Annotated in this window: 27 protein-coding genes and 2 tRNA genes; 6 read left to right on the forward strand and 23 right to left on the reverse strand. The window is 41.0% G+C overall.

Annotated elements, in window-relative coordinates; translation table 11 throughout:
* Positions 1 to 366: helix-turn-helix domain-containing protein (locus tag FAX86_RS21255; RefSeq protein WP_144395516.1), on the reverse strand; the 366-nt coding region annotated here is incomplete at its 3' end.
* An 8-nt stretch (positions 367 to 374) separates the two neighbouring features.
* On the reverse strand, positions 375 to 608 hold the full coding sequence (locus tag FAX86_RS21260) for a helix-turn-helix domain-containing protein (protein WP_144395517.1): 234 nt from the start codon (positions 606 to 608) through the stop codon (positions 375 to 377).
* A 215-nt stretch (positions 609 to 823) separates the two neighbouring features.
* On the opposite strand from FAX86_RS21260, the gene FAX86_RS21265 reads away from it, so the two are divergent.
* On the forward strand, positions 824 to 1,264 hold the full coding sequence (locus FAX86_RS21265) for a helix-turn-helix domain-containing protein (protein WP_144395518.1): 441 nt from the start codon (positions 824 to 826) through the stop codon (positions 1,262 to 1,264).
* Between the two features lie 58 nt (positions 1,265 to 1,322).
* On the opposite strand, the gene FAX86_RS21270 is transcribed toward FAX86_RS21265, so the two are convergent.
* The 5 genes from FAX86_RS21270 to FAX86_RS21290 form a co-directional block, all read right to left on the reverse strand.
* Positions 1,323 to 1,991 (reverse strand): peptidoglycan-binding domain-containing protein, encoded by a 669-nt coding sequence (locus tag FAX86_RS21270; RefSeq protein ID WP_144395519.1) that lies wholly within the window; start codon positions 1,989 to 1,991, stop codon positions 1,323 to 1,325.
* Complete coding sequence (locus FAX86_RS21275; RefSeq protein WP_144395520.1) at positions 1,984 to 2,583, reverse strand: hypothetical protein; 600 nt, start codon at positions 2,581 to 2,583, stop codon at positions 1,984 to 1,986. The genes FAX86_RS21270 and FAX86_RS21275 overlap by 8 nt, the downstream gene beginning before the upstream one ends.
* Before the next feature lie 73 nt (positions 2,584 to 2,656).
* Complete coding sequence (locus FAX86_RS21280) at positions 2,657 to 2,992, reverse strand: hypothetical protein (RefSeq protein ID WP_144395521.1); 336 nt, start codon at positions 2,990 to 2,992, stop codon at positions 2,657 to 2,659.
* Complete coding sequence (locus FAX86_RS21285) at positions 2,989 to 3,516, reverse strand: hypothetical protein (RefSeq protein WP_144395522.1); 528 nt, start codon at positions 3,514 to 3,516, stop codon at positions 2,989 to 2,991. Before FAX86_RS21285 ends, FAX86_RS21280 begins: the two co-directional genes overlap by 4 nt.
* A 2-nt stretch (positions 3,517 to 3,518) precedes the next feature.
* On the reverse strand, positions 3,519 to 3,749 hold the full coding sequence (locus FAX86_RS21290) for a hypothetical protein (protein ID WP_144395523.1): 231 nt from the start codon (positions 3,747 to 3,749) through the stop codon (positions 3,519 to 3,521).
* 357 nt (positions 3,750 to 4,106) lie between these two features.
* On the opposite strand from FAX86_RS21290, the gene FAX86_RS21295 reads away from it, so the two are divergent.
* Genes FAX86_RS21295 through FAX86_RS21305 form a run of 3 tightly spaced genes read left to right on the forward strand, consistent with a single transcriptional unit; the run spans position 4,107 to position 5,578 of the window.
* The gene (locus FAX86_RS21295) at positions 4,107 to 4,289 is read left to right on the forward strand and encodes a hypothetical protein (RefSeq protein ID WP_144395524.1); all 183 of its coding nucleotides are present in this window, start codon (positions 4,107 to 4,109) and stop codon (positions 4,287 to 4,289) included.
* Between the two features lie 17 nt (positions 4,290 to 4,306).
* The gene (locus FAX86_RS21300) at positions 4,307 to 4,492 is read left to right on the forward strand and encodes a DUF4224 domain-containing protein (RefSeq protein ID WP_144395525.1); all 186 of its coding nucleotides are present in this window, start codon (positions 4,307 to 4,309) and stop codon (positions 4,490 to 4,492) included.
* A gap of 12 nt (positions 4,493 to 4,504) precedes the next feature.
* Positions 4,505 to 5,578: a site-specific integrase gene (locus FAX86_RS21305; RefSeq protein WP_144395526.1), complete on the forward strand. Its 1,074-nt coding sequence runs from the start codon at positions 4,505 to 4,507 to the stop codon at positions 5,576 to 5,578.
* Positions 5,579 to 5,651: 73 nt separating this feature from the next.
* Here FAX86_RS21305 and FAX86_RS21310 read toward each other — a convergent pair.
* From FAX86_RS21310 to FAX86_RS21340, 7 genes are all read right to left on the reverse strand, one after another.
* Positions 5,652 to 5,728: transfer RNA gene (locus tag FAX86_RS21310), tRNA-Arg, on the reverse strand.
* A gap of 158 nt (positions 5,729 to 5,886) precedes the next feature.
* A tRNA-Ser gene (locus tag FAX86_RS21315) sits at positions 5,887 to 5,978 on the reverse strand.
* A gap of 58 nt (positions 5,979 to 6,036) precedes the next feature.
* Entirely contained in the window at positions 6,037 to 6,228 is a 192-nt protein-coding gene (gene csrA, locus FAX86_RS21320) for a carbon storage regulator CsrA (RefSeq protein ID WP_144395527.1), read from the reverse strand.
* Positions 6,229 to 6,605: 377 nt separating this feature from the next.
* Positions 6,606 to 9,203 (reverse strand): alanine--tRNA ligase, encoded by a 2,598-nt coding sequence (gene alaS, locus FAX86_RS21325; RefSeq protein WP_205859282.1) that lies wholly within the window; start codon positions 9,201 to 9,203, stop codon positions 6,606 to 6,608.
* A gap of 5 nt (positions 9,204 to 9,208) precedes the next feature.
* Entirely contained in the window at positions 9,209 to 9,694 is a 486-nt protein-coding gene (recX, locus tag FAX86_RS21330; protein WP_144395529.1) for a recombination regulator RecX, read from the reverse strand.
* A complete protein-coding gene (gene recA, locus FAX86_RS21335; protein WP_144395530.1) occupies positions 9,681 to 10,712 on the reverse strand; it encodes a recombinase RecA in 1,032 nt (343 codons plus the stop codon). Before recA ends, recX begins: the two co-directional genes overlap by 14 nt.
* A 323-nt stretch (positions 10,713 to 11,035) precedes the next feature.
* Positions 11,036 to 11,539 (reverse strand): CinA family protein, encoded by a 504-nt coding sequence (locus FAX86_RS21340; RefSeq protein WP_144395531.1) that lies wholly within the window; start codon positions 11,537 to 11,539, stop codon positions 11,036 to 11,038.
* A 68-nt stretch (positions 11,540 to 11,607) separates the two neighbouring features.
* On the opposite strand from FAX86_RS21340, the gene mutS reads away from it, so the two are divergent.
* Positions 11,608 to 14,187, forward strand: coding sequence for a DNA mismatch repair protein MutS (mutS, locus tag FAX86_RS21345; protein WP_144395532.1), 2,580 nt, complete (start codon positions 11,608 to 11,610; stop codon positions 14,185 to 14,187).
* Positions 14,188 to 14,191: 4 nt separating this feature from the next.
* Positions 14,192 to 14,515: a ferredoxin FdxA gene (gene fdxA / locus FAX86_RS21350; protein ID WP_144395533.1), complete on the forward strand. Its 324-nt coding sequence runs from the start codon at positions 14,192 to 14,194 to the stop codon at positions 14,513 to 14,515.
* 88 nt (positions 14,516 to 14,603) lie between these two features.
* Here the strand turns inward: fdxA and FAX86_RS21355 are convergent, their stop codons facing one another.
* The 9 genes from FAX86_RS21355 to sdhC all read right to left on the reverse strand — a co-directional run bounded on the left by FAX86_RS21355 (position 14,604) and on the right by sdhC (position 24,787).
* The gene (locus FAX86_RS21355; protein WP_144395534.1) at positions 14,604 to 15,038 is read right to left on the reverse strand and encodes a DUF2057 family protein; all 435 of its coding nucleotides are present in this window, start codon (positions 15,036 to 15,038) and stop codon (positions 14,604 to 14,606) included.
* A gap of 287 nt (positions 15,039 to 15,325) precedes the next feature.
* The gene (gene sucD, locus FAX86_RS21360; protein ID WP_144395535.1) at positions 15,326 to 16,198 is read right to left on the reverse strand and encodes a succinate--CoA ligase subunit alpha; all 873 of its coding nucleotides are present in this window, start codon (positions 16,196 to 16,198) and stop codon (positions 15,326 to 15,328) included.
* A 2-nt stretch (positions 16,199 to 16,200) separates the two neighbouring features.
* Positions 16,201 to 17,367, reverse strand: a complete 1,167-nt coding sequence (sucC, locus tag FAX86_RS21365) for an ADP-forming succinate--CoA ligase subunit beta (RefSeq protein WP_144395536.1) — start codon at positions 17,365 to 17,367, stop codon at positions 16,201 to 16,203.
* A gap of 38 nt (positions 17,368 to 17,405) precedes the next feature.
* Positions 17,406 to 18,623, reverse strand: coding sequence for a 2-oxoglutarate dehydrogenase complex dihydrolipoyllysine-residue succinyltransferase (odhB, locus tag FAX86_RS21370; RefSeq protein WP_144395537.1), 1,218 nt, complete (start codon positions 18,621 to 18,623; stop codon positions 17,406 to 17,408).
* Positions 18,624 to 18,655: 32 nt separating this feature from the next.
* A complete protein-coding gene (locus FAX86_RS21375) occupies positions 18,656 to 21,475 on the reverse strand; it encodes a 2-oxoglutarate dehydrogenase E1 component (RefSeq protein WP_144395538.1) in 2,820 nt (939 codons plus the stop codon).
* Between the two features lie 121 nt (positions 21,476 to 21,596).
* Entirely contained in the window at positions 21,597 to 22,295 is a 699-nt protein-coding gene (locus tag FAX86_RS21380; RefSeq protein WP_144395539.1) for a succinate dehydrogenase iron-sulfur subunit, read from the reverse strand.
* Between the two features lie 9 nt (positions 22,296 to 22,304).
* Positions 22,305 to 24,071 carry a succinate dehydrogenase flavoprotein subunit gene (gene sdhA / locus FAX86_RS21385; RefSeq protein ID WP_144395540.1) on the reverse strand — a complete coding sequence of 589 codons (1,767 nt, stop codon included), beginning with the start codon at positions 24,069 to 24,071 and terminating at the stop codon, positions 22,305 to 22,307.
* On the reverse strand, positions 24,072 to 24,419 hold the full coding sequence (sdhD, locus tag FAX86_RS21390) for a succinate dehydrogenase, hydrophobic membrane anchor protein (RefSeq protein ID WP_144395541.1): 348 nt from the start codon (positions 24,417 to 24,419) through the stop codon (positions 24,072 to 24,074).
* Entirely contained in the window at positions 24,413 to 24,787 is a 375-nt protein-coding gene (sdhC, locus tag FAX86_RS21395) for a succinate dehydrogenase, cytochrome b556 subunit (protein WP_144395542.1), read from the reverse strand. The genes sdhD and sdhC overlap by 7 nt, the downstream gene beginning before the upstream one ends.
* Positions 24,788 to 25,099: the final 312 nt, after the last annotated feature.

The following is a 25,099-nucleotide window of genomic DNA, read 5'->3' on the forward strand; positions in this document are numbered from 1 at the left end:
GGTACCGTTTTCGGGACTGCTTTTGGCCTTGCTATCAGCGGGCTGCAGCGATGCCTTAAAATGAGTGGTACCGTTTTTGGGACTCGTCGAAATTTTATAGCGTAAAAAATTAAATTTATAATTCGTGCGAACGCCTTTTCTTTTCACCACGGATATCAAACGGTGTTGCTCTAATTCAGCAATTCCCGCCATCACCGTTTTACGATTTAAACCGGAATACTCCGCAATGTGTGCCACTGAGGGATTGCACTGTCCAGTCTCTTGATTATGACAATCGGCTAATTCACGTAACACCGAACGTTGCGCTGCGGTTAGCTCTAATAGCCGCCCTACTTCTCGCGCCCAAAAGGTTGCTTTTGCACTCATGACGCCACCTATTTAGTTTTTTGTTTGTTTTGTTTTTTCTTTTGCGCTTGATAAAAATCGTACAATAACTCTTGCTCAGTTAAACTATGATCAAATAGCTCTAATAATCTGGGATAATGCTTTGGAGGAAAGCACCCTTCTGATTTAAACTTGCTTATCGACTTTTGAGAAATATTCAATTTTTTTGCTAAACAAGATTGAGTTCCACCAGATAAAAGAATACACCGCTCGACAGTGCTCACAGGTATATATTCTCCTTTAGGTTCTACCGTAGAACCATTATAAGTACTTTGAGAATTTAATCAATTGGTCCCGTAGTACTTTTAGTGGTATATTCACCTGTAAGTACTATGAAAATTTCAATTCGAGAATATATTCTTACGAAGAAGGGTATACTTTTAGTACTATGTTTAAACCATTTTATTTTCATCAAAAGTTTGGCATTGAGGTTTAGTTAATGCATCCAGGTTCTAGAGTTCGCATAGCCCGTAATCAACTTAAAATGAAACAGTCCGAGCTTGCAGAAAAAACCGGCTTGAGCCAAAAAGCTATTAGTAAAATTGAAACGGGAGTAACCCAACGTTTTGATACGTCAGTTTTTGCAGATGTATTGAACGTTTCTAATGACTGGATATTAACTGGCGAGAATTCACCTGACTGGCTAAAAGTAAAGTCTCTTCACGGATTAAGCGATAAAGATCTTGCAAGTATTTCCATGGCATTTCAATTAGCTATTGATGCAGGAGTTACTTCGAACCCAAACATTGATGACAAAGTTAAAATCGAATTATTTAGACATATCTCTCCTCTCGACTTAGCTAGAATGGCTTTGTATGCTTACAAAGAAGGAGCAAAAGATAAAGAAGATGTTTTTAAAATATTAAAAATGGGGCTTTAACCCCGCTAAGTAAACCAAGTTTTTTTACTAAAGATAATCATTTTAAATAAACTGAATGTTATTCTTCTATTCTTTTCATTAATATCGAAAAAAGCGACTTTTCAGCCTGATTTTCAAGTGTTACAAAATCTAACTTTCCGGTTTGGGGTAATCCGTTTTCTGATTGATATAGTTTAACTTTATCAACAAAAAACTTAGTGAGTACAGTTGCATTTTGTTGCGGATCAAATTGTATAACTGCATCTTCATCAGTTACGTTCAAAGACTTCGCAAAGGATAAATAAGCACTAACACGAGCGCTACTAGCTTTTTCTGAATCTATTTTATCCATCCGATAAGCAAACTCGGTATAACCCAGTGCGGCAGTACCATATTGCCCTTTTTCTTCCAAATTAATTGCATTATTAATCAAATTATCAGCAAATGATTTTGAAGTAACCTTAACAATGGTATTTTTACTTCTACTACTACAGTCTGAAGTTCCCTTGTAATAAAGAGAGTTAATAGGCTCAGCTTCAACCAATTCCCCAGGCTGGCAGAGGTTGCTTAGCGCCAGATTTCCAGAGTCATCTGTGATACCTTTTGGTTCGTTATCATTACCCAATAAAACAAAGATTTTGCTTTTTACTCCTTTCCCAGAGTCATCTAGTACTTGCACAATTTGTTCTTCGGAATAAATATCTATAGAGAAAAGAGCGAATACAATAACGCCTATGTTTCTAAGCATCTTCTTTGTCCTCTTTTTTAGAACCCTCACTTTTCAAAAAAAAATGCAATAGTAATAATAAAGACAGAATGATAAAAATAGTTAGTAAAATTTCTGTTTCATATTTTACTATACATGTTTCATAATTTGTTTTGGTTAAATTAATTGGAGTCGAGCTTTCTTGCAGTCTTAAAGATAATTTTGCACCTGTACTAGCTTGAATATCTAATAAAAAAGCAGCTCCTGGATGAAACTTCATGTTATAAAATTCGGCATGTGTCAAATAACATTTTTCAGGTGTGTCAGCAGATACTGCAGGTTCAACAGCGCGCATTCTTACGCTAAAAATTTTTCCAACATCAGCTCTGACCATCAAAGAAACTTTTTCAAGTAATTTATTAATTGACAAATTCTTAACTATGTATCGAGTAACCTCTACCTCTTTGGGCTTTAAATTGTCCTCACAACTAACTAAATCCTTCACAGAGTCAACTGAAATTACTCGATATTCTAGAATAGGCTTTTCTAATGTTCGATCAACAATGTGAGTTATAATCCAAGAGATCACGCTTACACCTATCACTATAAGATATGTAGGTTCCGTCTTATTCAAAATCATAAAACTCCAAAATTCGAGAAATCTACCTAGAAAATAGAATTATAAATCGAGTTAACAAGTGACAATACTAAAGACTAAATGTTTTGTCTGTTAACCTTATTGGTTCCTGAATCACTGACTCTATCTCAAAATTTTCAATCCGAATAAGAGTATTAAGCTTCGCCATTTTAAGCTCCATCGAGCGATCAAACTCAGCAATACTAACTTGTCTTTCTTCTTCAAGTATATTTTTAAGTTCAATTAGCAGTCCAATTGCTAATCTTTCATTATGATTTTTTGCACTCTCAACTCGCTCATCATAAAGAGAACGTTTAGAGACAAGCTTTTTAACTTCGAATGTCAAATACACAAAGGACACTAGAAGGGCTACCGCAATAATAAATAGTCCAACATATTCATTCATATTCTAGTTATTCCCTGATTCGATTTATTAGCGTGCTTGTGGAGCAAATGAAAAGTCCGAAGAGCTAAATTTATCAGCTTTCCAATCAGATTTTTAAGAAGGTCTTGAGTAAGGACAACAACCAATAAAGTATTAATGGTTGGAGTTGTAAATCGCACAACATCTCTCATTACAATATGCCCATAAAAATTCCAATCTACAAACTGCATCGCCTGGGTTAGCATATAAACAAACGATAAGCCTAAAATGTACAAATCTCGCTTATCAGGCCAGAATCTTCTCTTTAAAACCACAGCGCTAAACATCAAAAAATCCAAAAGCATCCATGACAAATTCCAAGTCACGCGAACGTTCGGAAGATGATATATCGCATCATACAAACATCGATACAATACATGAAAAGAAAATAAGATAAGTGCTAAATAGCAAATTGATTTGTTATTGCGATAATAAAATGCTGCAAATAACATAAACCCCATTAGCACAATATCGTAATCAATCCTTAAAATTTCTTCAGCTAACAATCTCAGCTCCCATTGTTTGAATCTCCGGACTCACCGGTTTCTCCAACGCCGCCGCCGCCATCTTTATCTCCATCAGGAGGAGTATTTCCCGAACCGCCACCCAATATCATTTGTGGCGACTCATCAATTGGCTGTGTCTGGCAAATGTCAGGGTTGTTTTCACAGTAAACTAAAGCTTCCGATTCCGAAAAATTAAACTGCAGCATTATCCAAGTAAAGAATGAAAGAAACATTGAGATATACCCTTTTATTGTTTTGTTAATGCCTGTTTTAGTGTGGAGAAGGCCTCACAGGGTAGTTATATCAAATTCATTCATCATTGTTGACAACAAATAGTACTCTCGCAAATCTTGACTTTCAAGTACCTACGGTACTACAGTAGAACCATAGGGTATATATTCTCCTTAAAGGCGAGTTTGGAGATTAATATACGCGGGTAAATTCGGTTTTTAGTTCTATTGAATGGATATTAAACATTGAATAATTCAGATTATCAATCGAAGTACCATGCGCTCCAACATCTTTCCAATGTAATTCACAACTAAAGGTATACGAAGTACCAAGTGTGAACATTAAAAGAGGCGATGAAAATGTTGAAACAAATCGTGTATGACAAAAATGGCTTTAGACTACACACGCATTTTTTTGGTTGGGTAAACAGCAAAGATTGGACTGAACATCTGGAACATTCTGTTTGTGATGAAATTTATCGACAAAATCCCAAAACCGGTAAATTCGAATTAATTGATTTTAACGGTTTCGTAATTCATTAATCATCGGAAACTATACAATGTTAGTGAGCCAAGAAGATATTGAAAGAGTTACACAATACAGTCGTGTGTCAGACATTGAGAAATGGTTGAAGCGTCATGGAGTTGCTTACTGGACAGCCAAAAAAGGTAAAGTAGTAACAACTACCGAAGCAATCAATAAAGCGCTGATATCATCAAACGAATCGACCATAGAGTTTAAATAGTCGTCAGTTACGATGAGCAAAAGTAAAGCGCCTAAATATTGCTACTTCCGAAAAGGTCGATGGGTATACATCCCCTATTCAGATGGGAAGCTCGGAAAAGAAATTCCACTTCGTAGAGAAGGCAACCTTATCCGAAAAACTGATCCTATGTCTTGGGTATGGGTCGCCTATGAAAAGCTCATCGATAGCCCTTCAGATTCTTTACGCTACTTGATCGATAAATATCTACAGTCGGAAACGTTTATCGCTTTAAAGCCTCGCACAAAAGACGATTATCTTTCTTCCGCAAGATATCTCAAAAATAAAGAATTAACTAATGGCGATACTTTTGGTGATGTCGCGTACGAATCCATAACACCTGGTGTATTAACTAAGCTGATGGATAAAATGTCTGACACACCGATAGCCGCGAATCATCGTCTGCAATTTTTAGCGGCCGTATATTCTTGGGGATATGCGCGTGATATATGTTCAAAAAATCCATGCCAAGGTGTTAAACAGTTTTCAAAAGTCACAACAAAAGAATACGTGAGCGATGAACGTTTCTATTTTGCCCTGAGCGTCGCGAAAGAGCTAAAAACATATCTATATCCCATGATGATAATTGCGTACTGTTGTCGCGCGAGAATCAGCGAAATAAGTCGTACTCAAAATATAAACAACGAAACCATCTGTTCGGGTATTCGAATGAACGACATAAATGATGAAGGAATTTTTATTTATCGATCGAAAGGCAGCTTACCTGAGGTTACTCTTTGGTCAGATTTTTTAAAACAAGGATTTAATGCAGCCATTGAGTACAGCAACAAACAAGATGCACGTTCAAAAATAATCTATATCGAAAAAAATTCTTTTCTCATTCACGATCAGTTTGGTAACCCGATTAAAAAAAATGCATTTGATAGTGCCTGGCAACGACTCATGAAAAAATGCAAAAAATTAAAAAAAGAATTTAAACCGTTCTCAGTTCACGAACTTAAAGCGAAAGGTATCGATGATCATAAGACACAAGAGTCGGGCCATAAATCGGAAAGTGCTAAGGCAGTTTATTTAAGAAAAACAAAACGCACTGAGAGTACTAAGTGATAAGTTTTTTGGGAATTCTTTTGGGAAAATTAAAAAAGGCTAGTTTACACTAACTGCAAACTAGCCTTGGATATGGCGCGCACGGAAGGATTCGAACCTCCGACCGCCTGGTTCGTAGCCAGGTACTCTATCCAGCTGAGCTACGTGCGCGAAGTGAGTCTTGCAACTCGCCCTCTCTGAGGGTGCGCTATTATGCGTATCTGATCTTAGCTTGTCAACTTTAATTCGATAACAAAATAGCTTGCAATTTAACGCCTTAAATTGAAATTTTTAATTGAACAAAAGTCATTTAATTTATTTCAATAAAGTGGCGGAGAGAGAGGGATTCGAACCCTCGATACGGGATAAACCGTATACTCCCTTAGCAGGGGAGCGCCTTCAGCCGCTCGGCCATCTCTCCTCGTCAGCGGCGGCAAATGTTACCTTAATGAATTTAAATTGCAAGCATTATCTTAAAGTTATTCTGTTGAATTACCTGACATTTCTTTTTCACGTTGAATGCGTAAATAAATCTCTTCACGATGAACAGAAACTTCTTTCGGCGCGTTGACACCAATCCGAACTTGATTACCTTTCACACCTAACACTGTGACGGTTACTTCATCACCAATCATTAATGTCTCGCCAACACGACGTGTTAAAATAAGCATCCTAAATCTCCTTTATTTGCCCCATTCCCTGACAGGGCATAATTTCAGCACTTGATATGAGGCGCGCATTATAGCAGCAACTATTCTCATTGTTTACTATTTGTAGCTGTACGTTGCTGATTTTGTTTTAGATTTCTTGTCGGCCTCTATAATTTATTTAATTTTACGAGGCCCCAAAAGTCAATCGTAATATAAACATCGAAAATTCACTTTCGGTCGAAGAACGCCAATAAGTATAGCCTATCGAAGCTTTATTTCGATATCTCAAAAACAGCTGAAGCAAGGTACTATTAGACTAGGAAAAAGAATAGATATCAATAGGTTACTTTAATCTCTTAAAGTAACCTATTATTTTCAAGAATTTCGCAGACTATTATTTAGTTAATAGACTGCTCAATAAATGGAACAACAGAGCTGATCGCTTGGCCGAGCTTTTCGGGGTTTGGTCCACCCGCTTGCGCCATATCAGGACGACCACCACCCTTTCCGCCAACAAACTCAGCCGCGTGTTTAACCAAATCTCCAGCTTTAATTTTGTCAGTAAGATCTTTTGTCACTCCCGCAATCAGAGAAGCCTTTCCTTTGCTTTCAACACCGAGAACAACGACGCCACTCCCCACTTTATTTTTAATTTGGTCCATTAAATCTCTAAGCGATTTGCCATCAACACCGGTTAGCTCTTCAGCTATGACCTTAATCCCTTTTACGTCTTTAGCATTAGCGACTAATTCTGTTCCTCGATTAGAGGCTAACTTACCATTCAGCTTTTCTAGCTGCTTTTCGAGTTCTTTTGTTTTATGCAAAAGCTGTTCAACTTTTTCTGACACTTTAGCAGGTTCAGATTTAACTTGATGCGCTAATTGTTGAATAAGCGCCATCTGCTGTTGCGAAAACTTAACAGCAGCCCTGCCTGCTAAGGCTTCAATTCGTCGTACGCCAGATGCAATGCCTGACTCTTGAATAATTTTAAAGCTACCAATATCACCCGTACGCGAAACATGTGTACCACCACATAGTTCTGTCGAATAATCACCCATGGTTAACACACGAACGTCATCACCATACTTTTCACCAAATAGAGCCAATGCACCACGTTCTTTTGCTTTATCCATTGGCATCACTTCAGCAGACACGGCGTGATTTTTACGAATTTCATCGTTGACACGCTTTTCAATTAAAGCAAGTTCGTCACTAGATACAGCTTCAGGATGAGCAAAATCGAACCGAAGCCTCTCATGATCAACATACGAACCTTTTTGCGTAACATGGTTGCCTAACACCTCTCGCAAAGCGGAGTGCAATAAGTGAGTTGCCGAATGGTGTACTGCGGTCGCGGACCGCTTATCCTCATCGACTATTAGTTGCACAGAATCCGATTGGGCCAATCGTCCTTCTAGCACCTTAACCTTATGAGCAAACGCATTATTTACTTTTACGGTGTCGAAGACCGCAGCCTTGCTATCACCTACAATCAAGATTCCTTTATCGCCGACTTGACCGCCGCCTTCGGCATAAAAAGCTGTTTTTTCAGTAATCACAACGCCAGTTTCGCCTTTTTCTAATTGCTCGACGGCATCGTTGTCTTTAAATAGATAAACGACTTTTGCTTCCGACTCGAAACGGTCATATCCTAAAAATTCGGTTTGAGTGTCAATGTTAAGTGATTCATTGTAATCAACACCAAATTTGCCAGCAGCTTTTGAAGTTTCTTTTTGTTTTTTCATCAATCGATCAAAACCTTCTTGATCGATTGTTAAGCCTTTCTCACGAGCGATATCAGCAGTAAGATCATCGGGGAAACCATAGGTATCGTACAAGGTGAATACAACCTCACCAGAAATAACCGTTCCGCTCATATCCTCAAGAGACTGCGCTAAAATTTTCATTCCTTTATCAAGGGTTCGGGCAAATTGCTCTTCTTCTCGTTGGATCGTCGACTCGATATGCGCTGACTTTTCTTTCAACTCTGGGTATGCATCACCCATTTGCTTAACTAAAGCGGCGACTACCTGGTAAAAGAAAGCGTCCGTTGCGCCTAACTTATGACCATGACGGATCGCTCGACGCATAATTCGACGCAATACATAACCTCGACCTTCATTACTAGGCACGACACCATCAATAATTAGAAATGCCGTTGAGCGAATATGATCAGCAATAACGCGCAATGACTTATTGTTTAAATCACCGACGTTCAGAATTTTCGCAATACTCTTAATTAAATCACTAAAAAGATCGATTTCATAATTACTGTGAACCTTTTGCATCACAGCCGCCATTCGTTCTAATCCCATACCTGTATCAACAGAAGGTTTGGGCAGAGGTGTCATAGTACCGTCTTTATCGCGATTAAATTGCATGAAAACGAGGTTCCAGATTTCAATATAACGGTCCCCATCTTCATCGGGAGAACCTGGAGGGCCTCCAGCAACATCAGGACCATGATCGTAAAAAATCTCGGAACAGGGTCCACAAGGTCCAGTATCACCCATCGACCAATAGTTATCGGCTTCACCTAATCGGGAAAACCGCTCCTGATTAATTCCCATTTCATTAAACCAAATATCTTCGGCTTCTTGGTCTTCGTGAAAAACAGTCACCCAAAGCTTTTCTTCCGGCAATCCAAGCTTTTCAGTTAAAAATTCCCAAGCAAATTTAATGGCTTCGCGCTTTGAGTAATCCCCAAAACTAAAATTACCTAACATTTCAAAAAAAGTATGATGCCTCGCGGTATAACCGACATTCTCTAAGTCATTATGTTTACCGCCAGCTCTGACACAACGTTGCGCCGAAGTCGCTCTTACATAATCGCGTTTATCGGTTCCTAAAAAACAATCTTTAAATGGAACCATTCCAGCATTAACAAACAATAAGGTGGGATCATTGGCAGGTATTAATGACGCGCTGGCTACGCGGCGATGCCCTTTGTCTTCAAAAAATTTTAAAAATGTTTCTCTTAATTCGTTGCTCGTCATGAAGCTCATGATTCACCCTGTTGTTCTTTAATTGTATTAAACATCGTTTCAATATCTTCCGTATAAAATCCACGGTACTGCAAGAATCGAATTTGCTTCGCTTTGTCTTCCCAGCTTTCTGGAAGTCTGGAATATTTCTTCCGCCAGACCTGTCGTGCCAAATCGAACCAATTGAGCTCAACCTCATCGAGCTTCTCATTGATTATTTCTTGGCCAACTCCTTTCGCATTTAACTCTTGTTGGATTCGATACGGACCATAACCGCCCTGAATTCTATGTCGAATCCAGCTTTCGGTAAATCGAAAATCACTTAACCAGCCTTTGTTTTCTAAGGCATCGAGATCTTCGATGATATCAGATTCTGCAAATCCTTTTTGGAGAAGTTTTTGGTGAAGTTCTTTTCTGGAGTGCTCACGACGCGCGAGCAAACTAATTGCCTTTTCACGCGCCGAGATTTCATTAGATTGGGAGGAAGAGTTACGCTTCTTCAGTTTCTACTGCCTCTTGTTTGGCCTCAGAACCAGGAAGTAATTTAGCTCGCAATATTTTTTCGATTTCTTGCGAGATCTCTTGATTTTCCTTTAAGAAATTAATCACGTTCATTTTGCCCTGACCGATACGATCACCATTGTAACTGTACCAAGCACCAGACTTATCAACGATTCCCTCTTTAACCCCTAAATCCAAGATTTCGCCTTCAAGAGAACTCCCTTGTCCATACATAATTTGGAATTCCGCTTGACGGAAAGGAGGTGCTACCTTGTTCTTAACAACTTTTACGCGAGTTTCATTACCAACGACTTCATCGCCTTGTTTTATTGAGCCTGTACGGCGAATGTCCAATCGTACTGAGGAATAGAATTTTAAAGCATTACCCCCCGTCGTCGTTTCAGGATTACCAAACATAACCCCTATTTTCATACGAATCTGGTTTATAAAGATAACCGTGCAATTCGCTCGCTGAATGTTAGCTGTCAATTTACGCAGAGCTTGCGACATCAATCGAGCTTGTAATCCCATGTGAGAATCGCCCATCTCCCCTTCTATTTCCGCTTTCGGCGTCAATGCAGCCACCGAATCGACAACAATCACATCAACAGCGCTCGAACGAACCAGCATATCGGTAATTTCTAACGCTTGCTCACCGGTATCAGGTTGAGAAACGAGTAAGTCGTCCAAATTGACACCTAAACGCTCGGCGTAAACCGGATCTAATGCGTGCTCCGCATCAACAAAAGCCGCTGTACCACCAGTCTTTTGGCAGTTGGCAACGGCTTGCAAAGCAATGGTTGTTTTACCTGATGACTCAGGTCCATAAATCTCAACAATTCGCCCTTTGGGGAAACCGCCAACGCCTAACGCGAGGTCTAACCCAAGTGAGCCTGAGGATATAACATCTATATCGCGTCCTGCTTGCGAATCGCCCATCCGCATGATGGAACCTTTTCCAAATTGTCGCTCAATTTGCGATAACGCGGCACCAAGGGCTTTCTGTTTGCTATCGTCCATTTTCATCTCCAGACTTGTTTGATTTGTTTTGGTATCGAACAATATGACATCAACTTAAACATGATTGCTTTGACAAAATAAAAAACTAATTTTAACTTCCAAAACATCCACAAAAGCGATGTCGGTTAGCAATACACCATGAGTCATTCAAACTGGTTAAAATTAACCACAAAACGCAATTACTTATTGATACCGCTATCTTTTCAGATATCTTTCTCAATATCAAAATAAAGTCGCTTCGTTGTCAAAAACACACTTCGACAATGCTCACATAACGCACTCTAACAACTGAAAATGATTATTTCATATAACTACTCAAATGACTAGTCCTTTTCAACAGGAAATTTTGCCATTTCAATGTACAAATTGAGTGCCGTTAGTAACGTTTGCTCGCGAACCGCGGCTCGATCGCCAGAAAAATGATAACAACGAGTATTGGGTTCCTCATTTTTTCTTTGCCAACCAACCCACACGGTCCCGACAGGCTTTTCAGCGCTACCTCCGCCCGGCCCAGCAACGCCACTGACAGCAACAGCTAGCGTCGCAGTAGAATTCAAGATAGCGCCACGACACATAGCCTCCACTACAGATTGTGATACTGCGCCTTGAGATTCTATGATATCGATATCAACTCCGAGCATTATATGTTTTGCTCGATTACTGTACGTAATAAATCCTGAATCGAACCAACCAGAACTGCCCGCAAAATCAGTTAACGTTTTAGCGATCAGTCCTCCAGTACAAGACTCGGCCGTGGCAATCATGTGATTATTTTTTTCACAATGTTCTGCAATTAATGTCACCAATTCGGTAAGATTGTTTAGCATTTCGCCATCCTGTTTATTTTAAAGAGTTTTACTGGTTTCATGGCATTGTGTTCAGTACAATTCGCAACATGAAATCAAACAGCCATTCTATCTTAGACGACTTAAAGTCTCATACACCCATGATGCGACAATACTTGTCGATTAAAGCAGCTCATCCAGATCAGCTGTTATTTTATCGTATGGGTGATTTTTACGAACTATTTTTTAACGACGCAATTCATGCTGCCGATTTACTCGATATAACCTTGACCAAACGCGGACAGTCAGCCGGTGAACCGATTCCCATGGCAGGTGTTCCGTACCACGCCGTTGATAATTATTTATCTCGACTTTTAAAACTGGGTGAATCCGTCGCTATTTGTGAACAAATAGGTGATCCTGCCACGAGTAAAGGTCCTGTTGAACGAAAAGTTGTTCGCATATTAACGCCAGGCACTGTCAGTGACGAATCATTATTAGCCAATGAGTCGATACAATTACTCGGCGCAATCCACATTGGAAAGAAAACCTTCGGTATGTCCTGGCTCGATCTTGCTGGAGGACAATTTTGGGTTGGTGAATACGCATCCAGTGACGAACTGTTAAGTGAACTGAATCGACTTCAGCCAGTTGAGCTTCTCATTTCAGAAAAAAGCAAATTTGACATTCAACATTCGTGCTTACGCCAATTGCCTGACTATTATTTTGCCATCGATGAAAATCGCCAAAGTTTGTGCAAGAAATTGGATGTAGAATCTTTAGCAACATTTGGTTGTGACAGTTTTAATGAAGCCATTGGTGCTGCAGGAGCAGTTTTACAATACGCCGAAGAAACTCAGCGTGGTACCTTACCGCACATAAAACAACTGATTCCATTCTATAATCAAAATTGTATTCGCCTTGACGCAGCGACGCGTAAAAACCTCGAGATCACCCAAAATTTACAAGGCGGCGACAGTCATACTCTCTTTTCGGTGATTGACAAAACTTGCAACGTTATGGGAAAACGATTGCTTAAACAGTGGTTACACCAACCTCTGGCTGAAAAACATCAAGTAATCGAACGCCAAGAGGTTGTCGACGCATTTCTCAATAACGGAACAGCCGATATTCGGCTGTCTTTAAAATCCATTTCTGACATAGAGCGAATCGCAACAAGGATTGCGCTGGGTTCTGCTCGCCCTAGAGATTTAGTGCGATTAAAAGACAGTTTAAATTTCGTTGATCAGTTAAAATCCTCTCTCGATGATTCAAAAAATGATTCGATCAATCGAATAACGTCAGAGATACAAGATCAATCACAATTAAAACAATTGCTCAGTAGAGCCGTTGTGGATAATCCTCCAGTAACCGTACGCGACGGTGGTGTTATTGCAACCGGATTTAACAAAGAGCTCGATCATTTACGAGAACTTGCTTCCAATGCCGATAACTTTTTAATTGCGTTGGAGGAGCGTGAAAAAGCAGAAACCGGTATTTCGACTTTGAAAGTCGGCTTTAATAAAGTTCACGGATTTTATATTGAGATTTCTCGAGCTCAAAGTGGACAAGCTCCCGACCGTTTTGTACGACGACAAACACTAAAAAACGTCGAGCGTTTTATAACCCCTGAACTCAAAGAATACGAAGAAAAAGTATTAACCGCGAAATCAAAATCTTTGTCGCTTGAGAAGCAAATTTACACCGACTTAATTGAGTCAATTCAGCCCGATGTAAAACAAATTCACTCCACAGCTAAAGCCGTTGCGCAAATTGATGTTTTACAATCATTTGCTGAAACCGCATCAGCGCACAATTACTGCCGTCCAAAGTTTGTTGATGAGAAAATTATCTCGATAACAGAAGGCCGACATCCTGTTGTCGAGCATACGGTCGAGCCTTTTATAGCGAATGATACAAATATCAATAAAGACCAACGTACTCAAATAGTCACCGGTCCAAACATGGGTGGTAAATCAACTTACATGCGCCAAACGGCGTTAATCGTTCTATTGGCTAATGTTGGAAGTTTTGTCCCAGCCCAAGCAGCGACGCTTGGGCCGATCGATCGTATTTTTACCCGGATTGGCGCATCGGATGATCTTGCATCGGGTCGATCAACTTTTATGGTAGAAATGACTGAAACGGCCTATATTTTAAAAAATGCGACACCCAACAGCTTGGTTTTATTGGATGAAATAGGTCGAGGCACCAGTACCTTTGATGGACTGTCTCTCGCTTGGGCAATAGCCGAGCACATTCATCAATCCATTCAAGCCTTTACGTTATTCGCAACCCACTATTTTGAAATGACCGAGTTTGCAGAACAATTTGAAGACGCGACCAATTGCCATTTCGGTGCCCAAGAATATCAAGAGCAACTTATTTTGGATCATACGATTCATACTGGACCGGCTTCACAAAGCTTTGGTATTCAGGTCGGAAAACTGGCGGGTCTGCCGACATCAGTAATCGAAGCAGCTCGCCATCAATTAAAACAGCTCGAGAGCAGCTCAAGTGTTCACAACATGCATAAGACACCCGTTGAAGAGTTAAAAACATCATTGGTTTCAGCTCACAAAGAGCAAATATTTGAATCCATTAAAGCCATTGATGTTGATGCTTTGAGCCCTAAAGAGTCACTGGAATTGGTTTATCAGTGGCAAGAACAGCTAAGAACTATGGAGTAACATTATGGCATTTGTCGTTACTGAAAATTGTATCAAGTGCAAATATACAGACTGCGTAGAAGTCTGTCCGGTTGATTGCTTTTATGAAGGTCCAAATTTTCTGGTCATCCATCCCGATGAATGCATTGATTGTGCACTGTGCGAACCGGAGTGTCCTGCAGAAGCCATTTTTGAAGAAGATGATTTGCCTTCCGACCAAAAACAGTTTATCGAATTAAATGCAGAACTCGCAGAGAAATGGCCAAATATTTCTGAAAAGAAAGATCCCCTGCCCGATGCAACAGAGTGGGATGGAAAATCAGATAAGCTGAAACACTTGGAAAAATAATAGCTTTGGACAGGTAGAATAATTCTCGTGATATAAGAGGTTTTACAGTTACAAAAGTTATGTTTCAAAGAACCTCTTAGCCTGTCTTCTAGTCTCTTCCTACTACGTGTTTTGTTCTTTGCAAATCGGCAGTATCATTGAACGCTTTAATGATGTTTCCTGATGAGTCGAGTGGGATCCTTTCAACATCATAACTTGGACTATTCGCAAATTCTCGAGCTGGAGCGTAACGATCGTGTTTGCGTGTTTTTATTCGGTAGAGATAACCTTCTTCAGCTTTCAGAACAATGATAATATTTCGGGAGACAACCTTTTCACCGGCAACATCATCAAACTCATCGGCATAACGAACAATTAACTTATGTTCTCCAGGCGATAATTCGATTTCGGTCTTGTCGATTTCGTTGTCGTTAAATACTTTTTCATTAATCGCAACAAGCTGCAACTGTGGAGCAAGCGTCACCGAAACATCAGCAAATACTTGAGTTGATAAGAATAAGGCTAGTAGACCTACAATTCGCATAATTAAAAACTTCCAAACAGAGTAATCCTGCCCTGAAACCACTTTTATAAATGATCATTTTTAATGGATAGCCTTACATGGCACTCATTCAGAAACATTATCCGGGCAAACACCGGCTATTTTTAAACTAATATTAAACAAACTAATTTGACGCAGTTCACAGCTTGGTACAAAACTTATCACTTTTACGATTTATTCATATAAAAATTAAAAAATCACTTCTAAAAAACAGTTATCCATAAAAAAAGGCCAGATAATCCTGGCCTTTCTTAAACAAGCTTAACAAATTACCAGCCAGTTACTTCTTTTAAAGCATCACCGATTTGAGCCAAACTTCTCACTGTTTTAACACCAGCATCTTCTAGTGCAGCAAACTTCTCGTCAGCAGTTCCTTTACCACCAGAAATGATGGCACCAGCGTGACCCATACGCTTACCTTTTGGTGCTGTAACACCAGCAATGTAAGACACGACAGGCTTGGTAACGTTAGCTTTAATGAACGCTGCAGCTTCTTCTTCTGCTGTACCGCCAATTTCACCAATCATTACGATAGCTTCGGTTGCCGGATCTTTTTCGAACATTTCTAAAATGTCGATGAAGTTTGAACCGGGAATAGGATCTCCACCAATACCAACACAAGTTGATTGGCCAAATCCAGCATCGGTTGTTTGCTTAACGGCTTCGTAAGTTAAGGTACCTGAGCGAGAAACGATACCAACTTTACCAGGTAAATGAATGTGACCAGGCATGATACCAATTTTACACTCACCCGGAGTAATTACACCTGGACAGTTTGGACCGATTAATCGAACACCGGCATTGTCACAAGCAATTTTTGCTTCAAGCATATCTAAAGTCGGAATACCTTCGGTAATACAGACAATAAGCTTGATACCGCTTGTCGCTGCTTCCAAAATTGAATCTTTACAAAATGGAGCCGGAACATAAATAACCGATGCCTCAGCACCCGTTTCTTTAACCGCTTCTTCAACGGTGTTAAAAACCGGTAATCCCAAATGAGTTTGACCGCCTTTTCCTGGAGTCACACCACCCACCATCTTTGTGCCGTATTCAATCGCTTGCTCTGAATGGAAAGTTCCTTGACCACCAGTGAATCCCTGACAAATCACTTTGGTGTCTTTGTTAATCAAAATCGACATTATTATTTACCCCCAGCTGCTTTAACTGCTTGCTCAGCAGCGTCGGTTAAACTTTTTGCTGCAATGATGTTTAAGCCACTTTTTGCAAGAAGCTCGGCACCTTTATCGGCATTGTTACCTTCAAGTCGAACTACGACAGGAACTTTAACGCCAACTTCTTCAACCGCGCCAATAATTCCTTCTGCTATTAAGTCGCAGCGGACAATACCACCAAAAATATTAACTAAAACAGCTTTTACATTTTCATCTGAAAGAATAATTTTAAAAGCTTCTGTTACTCGCTCTTTCGTCGCACCACCGCCAACGTCAAGAAAGTTTGCTGGGAAACCACCGTGCAAAGCAACGATGTCCATAGTTCCCATCGCTAATCCGGCACCATTAACCATGCAGCCAATATTGCCATCAAGCGCAACATAGTTTAGCTCCCACTGAGCAGCATGCGCTTCACGCTCATCTTCTTGAGAAGGATCGTGCATTTCTTTCAATTCTGGCTGACGATACAAAGCATTTCCGTCAACACCGATTTTCGCGTCGAGACAATGCAAGTTGCCATCTTCTTTAATCACCAATGGATTAATTTCGATTAACGCCAGATCACGTTCAGTAAACATGGTCGCTAGACCCATATAAATTTTAGTGAACTGCTTAACTTGATCGCCTTTTAAGCCAAGTTTAAATGCTAAACTACGGCCTTGATAAGGTTGTGGACCGACTAAAGGATCCAATGCAACCTTGAATATTTTCTCAGGCGTTTCTTCAGCAACTTTTTCGATCTCTACACCACCTTCTTGTGATGCCATAAAAACAACACGTCGAGTTGAACGATCGACAACAGCACCAAGGTACAATTCATCAGCAATGTCAGTGCAGCTTTCGACTAAAATTTTGCTGACCGGTTGTCCGTTTTCGTCTGTTTGGTAAGTCACCAAATTTTTACCAAGCCATTTGCTGGCAAACTCTTTGACTTCTTCTTTTGTCGAAACAAGTTTAACGCCGCCCGCTTTTCCGCGACCACCAGCATGTACTTGTGCTTTTACAACCCATTTGTCACCACCGATTTGACCAGCAGCTTCAAAGGCTTCCTTAGGTGTTTCGCAGGCAATGCCCTCAGATACGGGTAATCCGTATTTTTTGAACAGCTGCTTACCTTGATATTCATGAAGGTTCATTGTTCTCTTCCAATTTAGTTAAATGTTAAATAAGTTGCTTAAAGTTCAAGTAAGATCCGAGCCGGATCTTCAATGTAATCTTTAATAGTTTTCAAAAAGCCAACTGACTCTCGACCATCAATAATTCGATGATCGTAAGAGAAAGCTAAATACATCATCGGCCGAATGACAATTTCACCATTTTCAACAACCGGACGTTGTTCGGTACGATGCATTCCTAAAATGCCGCTTTGAGGCGGATTTATAATCGGCGTCGACATCAAGGAACCAAAGGTTCCACCATTCGAAACAGTAAAAGTACCACCCGATAAATCTTCCACTGTTAATTGATTATTTTGCGCCTTTTGGCCAAATTCCATGATCGTTTTTTCAATCTCCGCCATGCTCAGTTGATCGGCATCACGAATAACAGGCACAACAAGGCCGCGAGGACCAGACACTGCAATACCCACATCAAAAAACCCGTGATACACAATGTCGTCGCCATCAATTGAAGCATTAACCGCAGGGTAACGTTTTAACGCCTCGACAGTTGCTTTAACAAAGAACGACATGAACCCCAATTTTACATCGTGAGTTTTCATGAATTGATCTTTGTATTTCGCTCTCAAGTCCATGACGGGTTTCATATTAACATCATTGAAAGTCGTCAATATCGCAGCAGTATGTTGAGCATCAACCAAACGCTCAGCAATTCGTTTACGTAAGCGAGTCATTGGCACACGCTTCTCTTCCCGCGGACCTGACGCAATTACCGGTTCAGCAGAAGATTTTGCCGAAGATGAGACAGCTTTTTTGCTTCCGCCTTTGATGTATTTCTCAACATCTTCTTTAGTTAATCGTCCACCTTTACCACTGGCAGGAATATCTGCCGCATTCAAACCATGCTCGCTAACCAAACGACGAACTGCCGGGCTTAATACATCGTCGGAACTTGGTTTGTCAGATGAGCTTTTTGTTTCTTCAACGGAAGCTGAGGACTCTTCTTTTTTCGGCTTTGAATCAGAAGACGCTGCTGCACCGGCTTTAAACTTTGCAATAACTTCTTCAGCAACAACCGTATCTCCTTCATTTTTGATGATTTCTTCAAGAACACCATCATCGGGAGCAACGACTTCTAAAACGACTTTATCCGTTTCAATATCAACTAAGTTTTCATCTCGTTCACAAGCCTCTCCGGGTTGTTTATGCCAAGTTGCAATGGTTGCATCGGCAACTGACTCGGGTAACACTGGAACTTTTATTTCTGTTGACATGGTTAATTAACCCTTTTACCAAATGACTAAAATTATTTTGACTTAATACCTAATGCTTTCTCGACCAGGTTACGCTGTTGCTCAACATGCTTTGAAGCTAAACCCGTCGCCGGTGCCGCGGATGCTGAACGCCCTGCATATTCGACATAACCATCCTTTGGAATGGACGCTTGAAAATTATGTCGACTGCAATACCATGCGCCCTGATTTTTCGGCTCTTCTTGACACCAAATAAATTCTTTTGCGTTTTTATATTCCGCAATAATATCCTTCAAATGTTTGGGGAAAGGATACAACTGTTCAATCCGGATAATCGCCACTTCGTCCAACTCTTCGGCTCTGCGCTTTTCCAGTAAGTCGAAATAAACTTTACCCGAACACATCACCACACGCTTTACTTTGTTCTTGTCTAAATTATCGATCTCATCAATCACGGATTCAAATTTTCCGCTTGTGATATGCTCAATTTGACTCGTCGCCATTTTATGACGCAATAAACTTTTCGGCGACATCACAACCAAAGGCGTGCGCCAATTTCTGATCATTTGACGACGTAGCATATGAAACACTTGTGATGGCGTGCTAGGAATGCAAACTTGAATATTATGCTCGGCACAAAGTTGCAAGAAACGTTCTAATCGTGCCGATGAATGCTCTGGACCTTGCCCTTCGTAACCGTGAGGTAACAACATTACAAGACCACACAGACGTCCCCACTTGTGCTCGCCTGAACTGATAAACTGGTCAATAACCACTTGAGCTCCATTAGCAAAGTCGCCAAACTGCGCTTCCCAAATGACCAAGCTTCTCGGTTCAGTGGTCGAATAACCGTATTCAAAAGCTAAAACGGCTTCTTCTGATAAAACAGAGTCGATAACGTCAAACTTAGGTTGATCTTCACGAATGTTCTGCAATGGCAAGAAACACTCGCCAGTCGCTTGATCGTGCAAAACAGCATGACGATGGAAGAAAGTTCCTCGGCCACTGTCTTGTCCCGATATACGCACACGATAGCCGTCATCTAATAAAGAGGCATAGGCCATAGTTTCAGCAAATCCCCAATCCATTGGCACTTCGCCTTTAGCCATTTTTGAACGCTCTGACATGACACGCTTAACTTGAGTTTGTAAATTTAATGAGTCGGGATAATCCGTAATCCGTTCTGCCAATTTATCAAATTGCTTTTTCGTTAAATTAGTTACGGCAGGTGTAAGCCAATCGTTACCAAAGTAAGGAGACCAATCTACCGAGAACTCATGTTGCGTCATCGGTAACCAATGACTGACCACGTTTTTACCTTCATCCATTTTATCCCGATATTCGGCGGACAAATCACTCGCAAATTTTTTCTCGATGACACCATTGTCGGAAAGCAAGTCTGCATAAATTTTTCGCGTTGTTGGATGTTTTTTAATTTTGTCATACATAACAGGTTGAGTGGCTCGTGGCTCATCTGCCTCGTTATGACCGTGACGCCGGTAACATACAAGATCAATCACAACATCTTTTTTGTAAGTTGTTCTGAAATCTAAAGCTAATTGAGTGACAAAAATAACTGCTTCTGGATCATCTGCGTTGACATGAAAAATCGGAGCTTCAATCATTTTCGCTACATCGGTACAGTAAGTTGTTGACCGTGTATCTTCAGGACGGCTCGTCGTAAAGCCCACCTGATTATTTATTACGATATGAACAGAACCGCCTGTCGTGTATCCGCGCGCCTGGGACATGTTGAAAGTTTCCATGACAACGCCCTGGCCAGTAAATGCGGAATCACCGTGAATCGAAATCGGCAAAACTTGAGAGTAAGTTTCGTCATTACGTCGCTCAAGACGAGCTCTAACAGAACCTTGAATTACCGGAGAGACAATCTCTAAGTGTGAAGGATTAAATGCCAACGCGACATGAACAACTCCACCGGGAGTATTAATATCTGACGAAAAACCTTGATGATACTTAACATCACCAGAGCCTTTTTCAATAACGGATTTACCAGCAAACTCTGCAAATAGCTCTTCCGGTTTTTTACCCATTAAATTGACCAAGACATTCAATCGACCACGATGCGCCATTCCCAAGGCAACTTCTTTAATTCCCGCACTACCGGCACGTTGAATCATCTCTTCAAGCATTGGCATTAACGAGTCACCACCTTCCAGCGAGAATCGTTTTGCGCCAGGAAACTTGTTGTGCAAATATTTTTCAAGACCTTCAGCTGCGGTTAGCGCAGACAATATTTGGCGTTTGCGATCGTCATTAAAGTCAGGAGTTGCAAGCGTACTTTCAAGTCTTTGTTGTATCCATTGCTTTTGACCAGGATCACTAATATGCATAAATTCAGAACCAATCGAGCCACAGTAGGTTTGCTCTAATTCTTGAATAATCTGCTTAAGCGGCTTTGCAGTCGCACCAAACATTGAACCCGTACGAAATTCGGTGTCGTAATCCATCTTATCTAAACCGAACTTGGCAAGATTGAGATGATCGATGGTAGCTTGTTTCCACAACCCTAAAGGATCTAATTTGGCGTATTGGTGCCCATGTGCTCGGTAAGCCTGAATCAATTCGAGAACATTCACTTGCTTCGCATCAAAAGATTTGTCGCCCGAACTCGAGCTCGTCGCCATCCGATGCTTATTAAGACCAATCTGTTTAAAATAATTACGTATTTCTGAATGCGCCGTATCGTGAACATCGGGTGCATTCTTTTTCAATGAATCAAATTTCTCTCTCCAACTATCGTCTATCGACGTTGGATCTTCGAGATATTGCTCATAAATTTCTTCGATGTATGCCGAGCTACCCCCAGTGAGAAAACTGGCAGCAAACTGTTCTTGAAGGGTTTTTTCCATGATTTTGTAAACTTATACGTTGTTTGAACAGTAAATCTAAACAAACAAACGCTCTGAGGCATAGCCTCAAAGCGTATGTTAATGCTCTAATAATAGACTAAAAATCAATAATTTCAGGCCATTAAACGCCGCGTGATAGAAGCATTGAACGAACATGTCCAATTGCTTTCGTTGGATTGAGTCCTTTAGGACAGACACTCACGCAGTTCATTATGCCTCGACATCGGAATACGCTGTAGGCATCATCGAGATCGGCCAATCGAGCGTCTTTCTCGGTATCTCGACTGTCCGCCAAGAAACGATAGGCTTGTAGCAACCCTGCAGGACCTACAAACTTATCTGGATTCCACCAGAAAGACGGGCATGATGTTGAACAACAGGCACAAAGTATACACTCGTACAAACCGTCAAGTTTGGCTCGGTCTTCTGGAGACTGTAATCGTTCTCTCGCAGGAGGTTCATTGCGATTTTGTAAATACGGCTTAACCTTCTCATACTGACGGTAAAACTGAGCCATATCGACAACAAGATCACGCACAACCGGTAAGCCTGGAAGAGGACGAATGGTGACTTTTTTACCCAGTTTTGACAGAGGTGTAATACAGGCTAAGCCATTCTTTCCGTTGATGTTCATGCCATCTGAACCGCAGATACCTTCGCGACAAGCACGTCGAAACGTTAAAGAAGGATCTTTGTCTTTCAGCATAACCAATGCGTCCAATAACATCATGTCGGAGCCTTCTGGAATCTCCAGGTCGTACTCCTGCATTTTTGGACGACTATCGGTGTCAGGGTTGTAACGATAAATTGAAAATTTCATAACTTCCCCTTAATAGCTTCGTACTTTAGGCGGGAACGGATCAACCGTTACCGGCTTCATATTCACATCACGTTTACCCATTTCTTCGGTATCCGCGTAGTAAATAGAATGGACTAACCAATTCTCATCATCACGATCCGTAAAGTCTTCTCGACTATGAGCACCACGACTTTCAGTTCTGAAAGCGGCAGCCTTCGCAGTTGCGTAAGCCGTTTCCATTAAGTTATCCAACTCCATACACTCAACACGTTGTGTGTTGTATGTTTTGGATTTATCAGCCAATACCGCAGACTTTAATCGATCACGTACTTCAGATATTTCCTGCAAACCTTTGTCCATTAGGTCTCCGGTTCGGAAAACACCAAAAGAGTTTTGCATAATGCTTTGCATATCATCGCGAATTTTAGCCGGATCATCACCGCCTTTTGACTCATCCCAACGACGATAGCGTGACATCGCTTGATCAACATCATCATCGGAATAGGTATTGTACTCAACACCTTCACGTAAAGCTTCTTCGAGATGCATACCGGCAGCTCGACCAAATACCACCAAATCGAGTAACGAGTTTCCACCGAGACGATTCGCACCATGCACAGAAACACAAGCACACTCACCGACTGCGTACAGACCTTTCACAATACGATCTTCAGAGTCAGTCGAATTGCGGGAGACCACCTGGCCGTATTTATTCGTTGGAATTCCGCCCATCATATAATGACAGGTTGGAACAACAGGAATTGGATCTTTGACGGGATCAACGTGCGCAAAGGTACGAGATAATTCCAAAATACTCGGCAAACGCTTGTTCAGCGTTTCTTCACCTAAGTGATCCAACTTCAAGAAAACATGATCACCTTTTGGCCCACATCCCCTGCCTTCTAGTATTTCTTTGGTCATGGACCGAGCAACAACATCACGTCCTGCCAAGTCTTTGGCATTCGGCGCATATCTTTCCATAAAGCGCTCACCGTCTTTATTTATCAGATAACCACCTTCACCACGACAACCTTCAGTTACTAGAACACCAGCACCCGCGATTCCGGTTGGGTGGAATTGCCACATTTCCATATCCTGTAAGGCTATACCTGCTCGGTGCGCCATACCGTTACCGTCACCGGTGTTAATGAATGCATTGGTCGTTGACTGGTAAATTCGCCCCGCTCCACCGGTCGCGAAAACCGTTGCTCGAGATTTGAACATGACCACTTCGCCCGTCTCAATAGACATCGCGATGACACCAGCGACATCACCTTGATCGTTAGTGACTAAATCAATGGCATACCACTCAATGAAAAACTGCGTGTTGGCGGCAAGATTTTGTTGATACAGAGTATGCAACATTGCATGGCCCGTTCTATCGGCTGCAGCTGCTGTACGCGCTGCTTGTTCACCACCAAACTCTTTAGACTGTCCACCAAAAGGACGCTGATAAATGCGTCCGTCATCAGTACGTGAAAAAGGTAAGCCCATGTGCTCAAGTTCTAAAACGGTCGCAGGACCATTTTGACACATATATTCGATGGCATCTTGATCACCAATGTAATCTGATCCTTTAACGGTGTCGTACATATGCCAACGCCAATCATCCTCATGTGAGTTGCCCAGGGCCACAGTTATTCCGCCTTGAGCAGCAACTGTGTGAGAACGAGTTGGAAAAACTTTCGAAATTAATGCGACCTTTTGGCCGGATTTTGCCAATTGTAATGAAGCACGCATTCCGGCTCCACCACCGCCGACGATAACGGCGTCATACGTATAAACTGGAATTCCCATTTATACACCCCAAAAAATCTGAATGCCCCAAAAAATGATTGCCAAGCAGTAAATAACTAGTAAAGCTTGGAAAATCAAACGAATGCTCAACGGTTTTAAATAATCGGTCGAAACGATCCACATCCCAACCCAGATGTGTAAACTCATTAGAATGATCGTTAAAATGCCGAAACCTTTTACGAGCGTTGAACTAAAAAACGCGTTCCATAATTCGTAATTAATATGTGGATTCGACGCAAAAAACCAGATGAGGTAAAAGGTAAACAACGCCATTACAATCGCACTTAGACGTTGAATAACCCAATCGTGTAAACCGCTGCGACCAAGACTTGTTACTGTTGTTACCATAACCAAACTCCCAAGCCAATAGCGACGATTGCACTTAAAACGATAACAATTTGGGCTCCGAATGCACCGCCTTCTAAGGTTTCACCGATGCCCATATCCATCAATAAATGACGAATACCCGCAATAATGTGAAAGGCAATTGCGGTCAAAATGGCCCAAAAGAGAAATTTGCCAAATCCGGCGCCAATAAATTTGGACGCTTCTTGAAAACCTTCTCGCGATTCGAGCGACGTTCCAAGTAGCCACAATAAAATAGGAATTCCAATAACTAGAAATACTCCCGTGATTCTGTGTAGAATCGACGAGATAGCAGTTACCGGAAAACTGATCGTTTTTAGATCGAGATTAACTGGTCTTTGCTTGTTCACGGCTGATTACTTTCTTTTTTGATGATTAGCCAAATAGAGTGAGACAGACATGCGACATCACTCTCCTAGTTTTTCTGCTGTACTTCGCAGGCTACCACTAAAGCTTTGTAAGCTATACTTACTATAGATTAGCCAGTAGGTCGCGCAAGTTTGCGCAAATTATATAGTTGCAACTGCTTGTTTACAAATGGATTTGTGCTTTGCGAAAAATCTTTGCGATTTTGATTACTAATTATACGATTTGCGATATTTAAAGCGGCATTCCATTGACAAAAATATTCTGCAACCTATAGTTACACCAATTTTTTTGCA

Source organism: Pleionea sediminis, assembly GCF_007570825.1.
Classification (GTDB): Bacteria; Pseudomonadota; Gammaproteobacteria; order Enterobacterales; family Kangiellaceae; genus Pleionea; species Pleionea sediminis.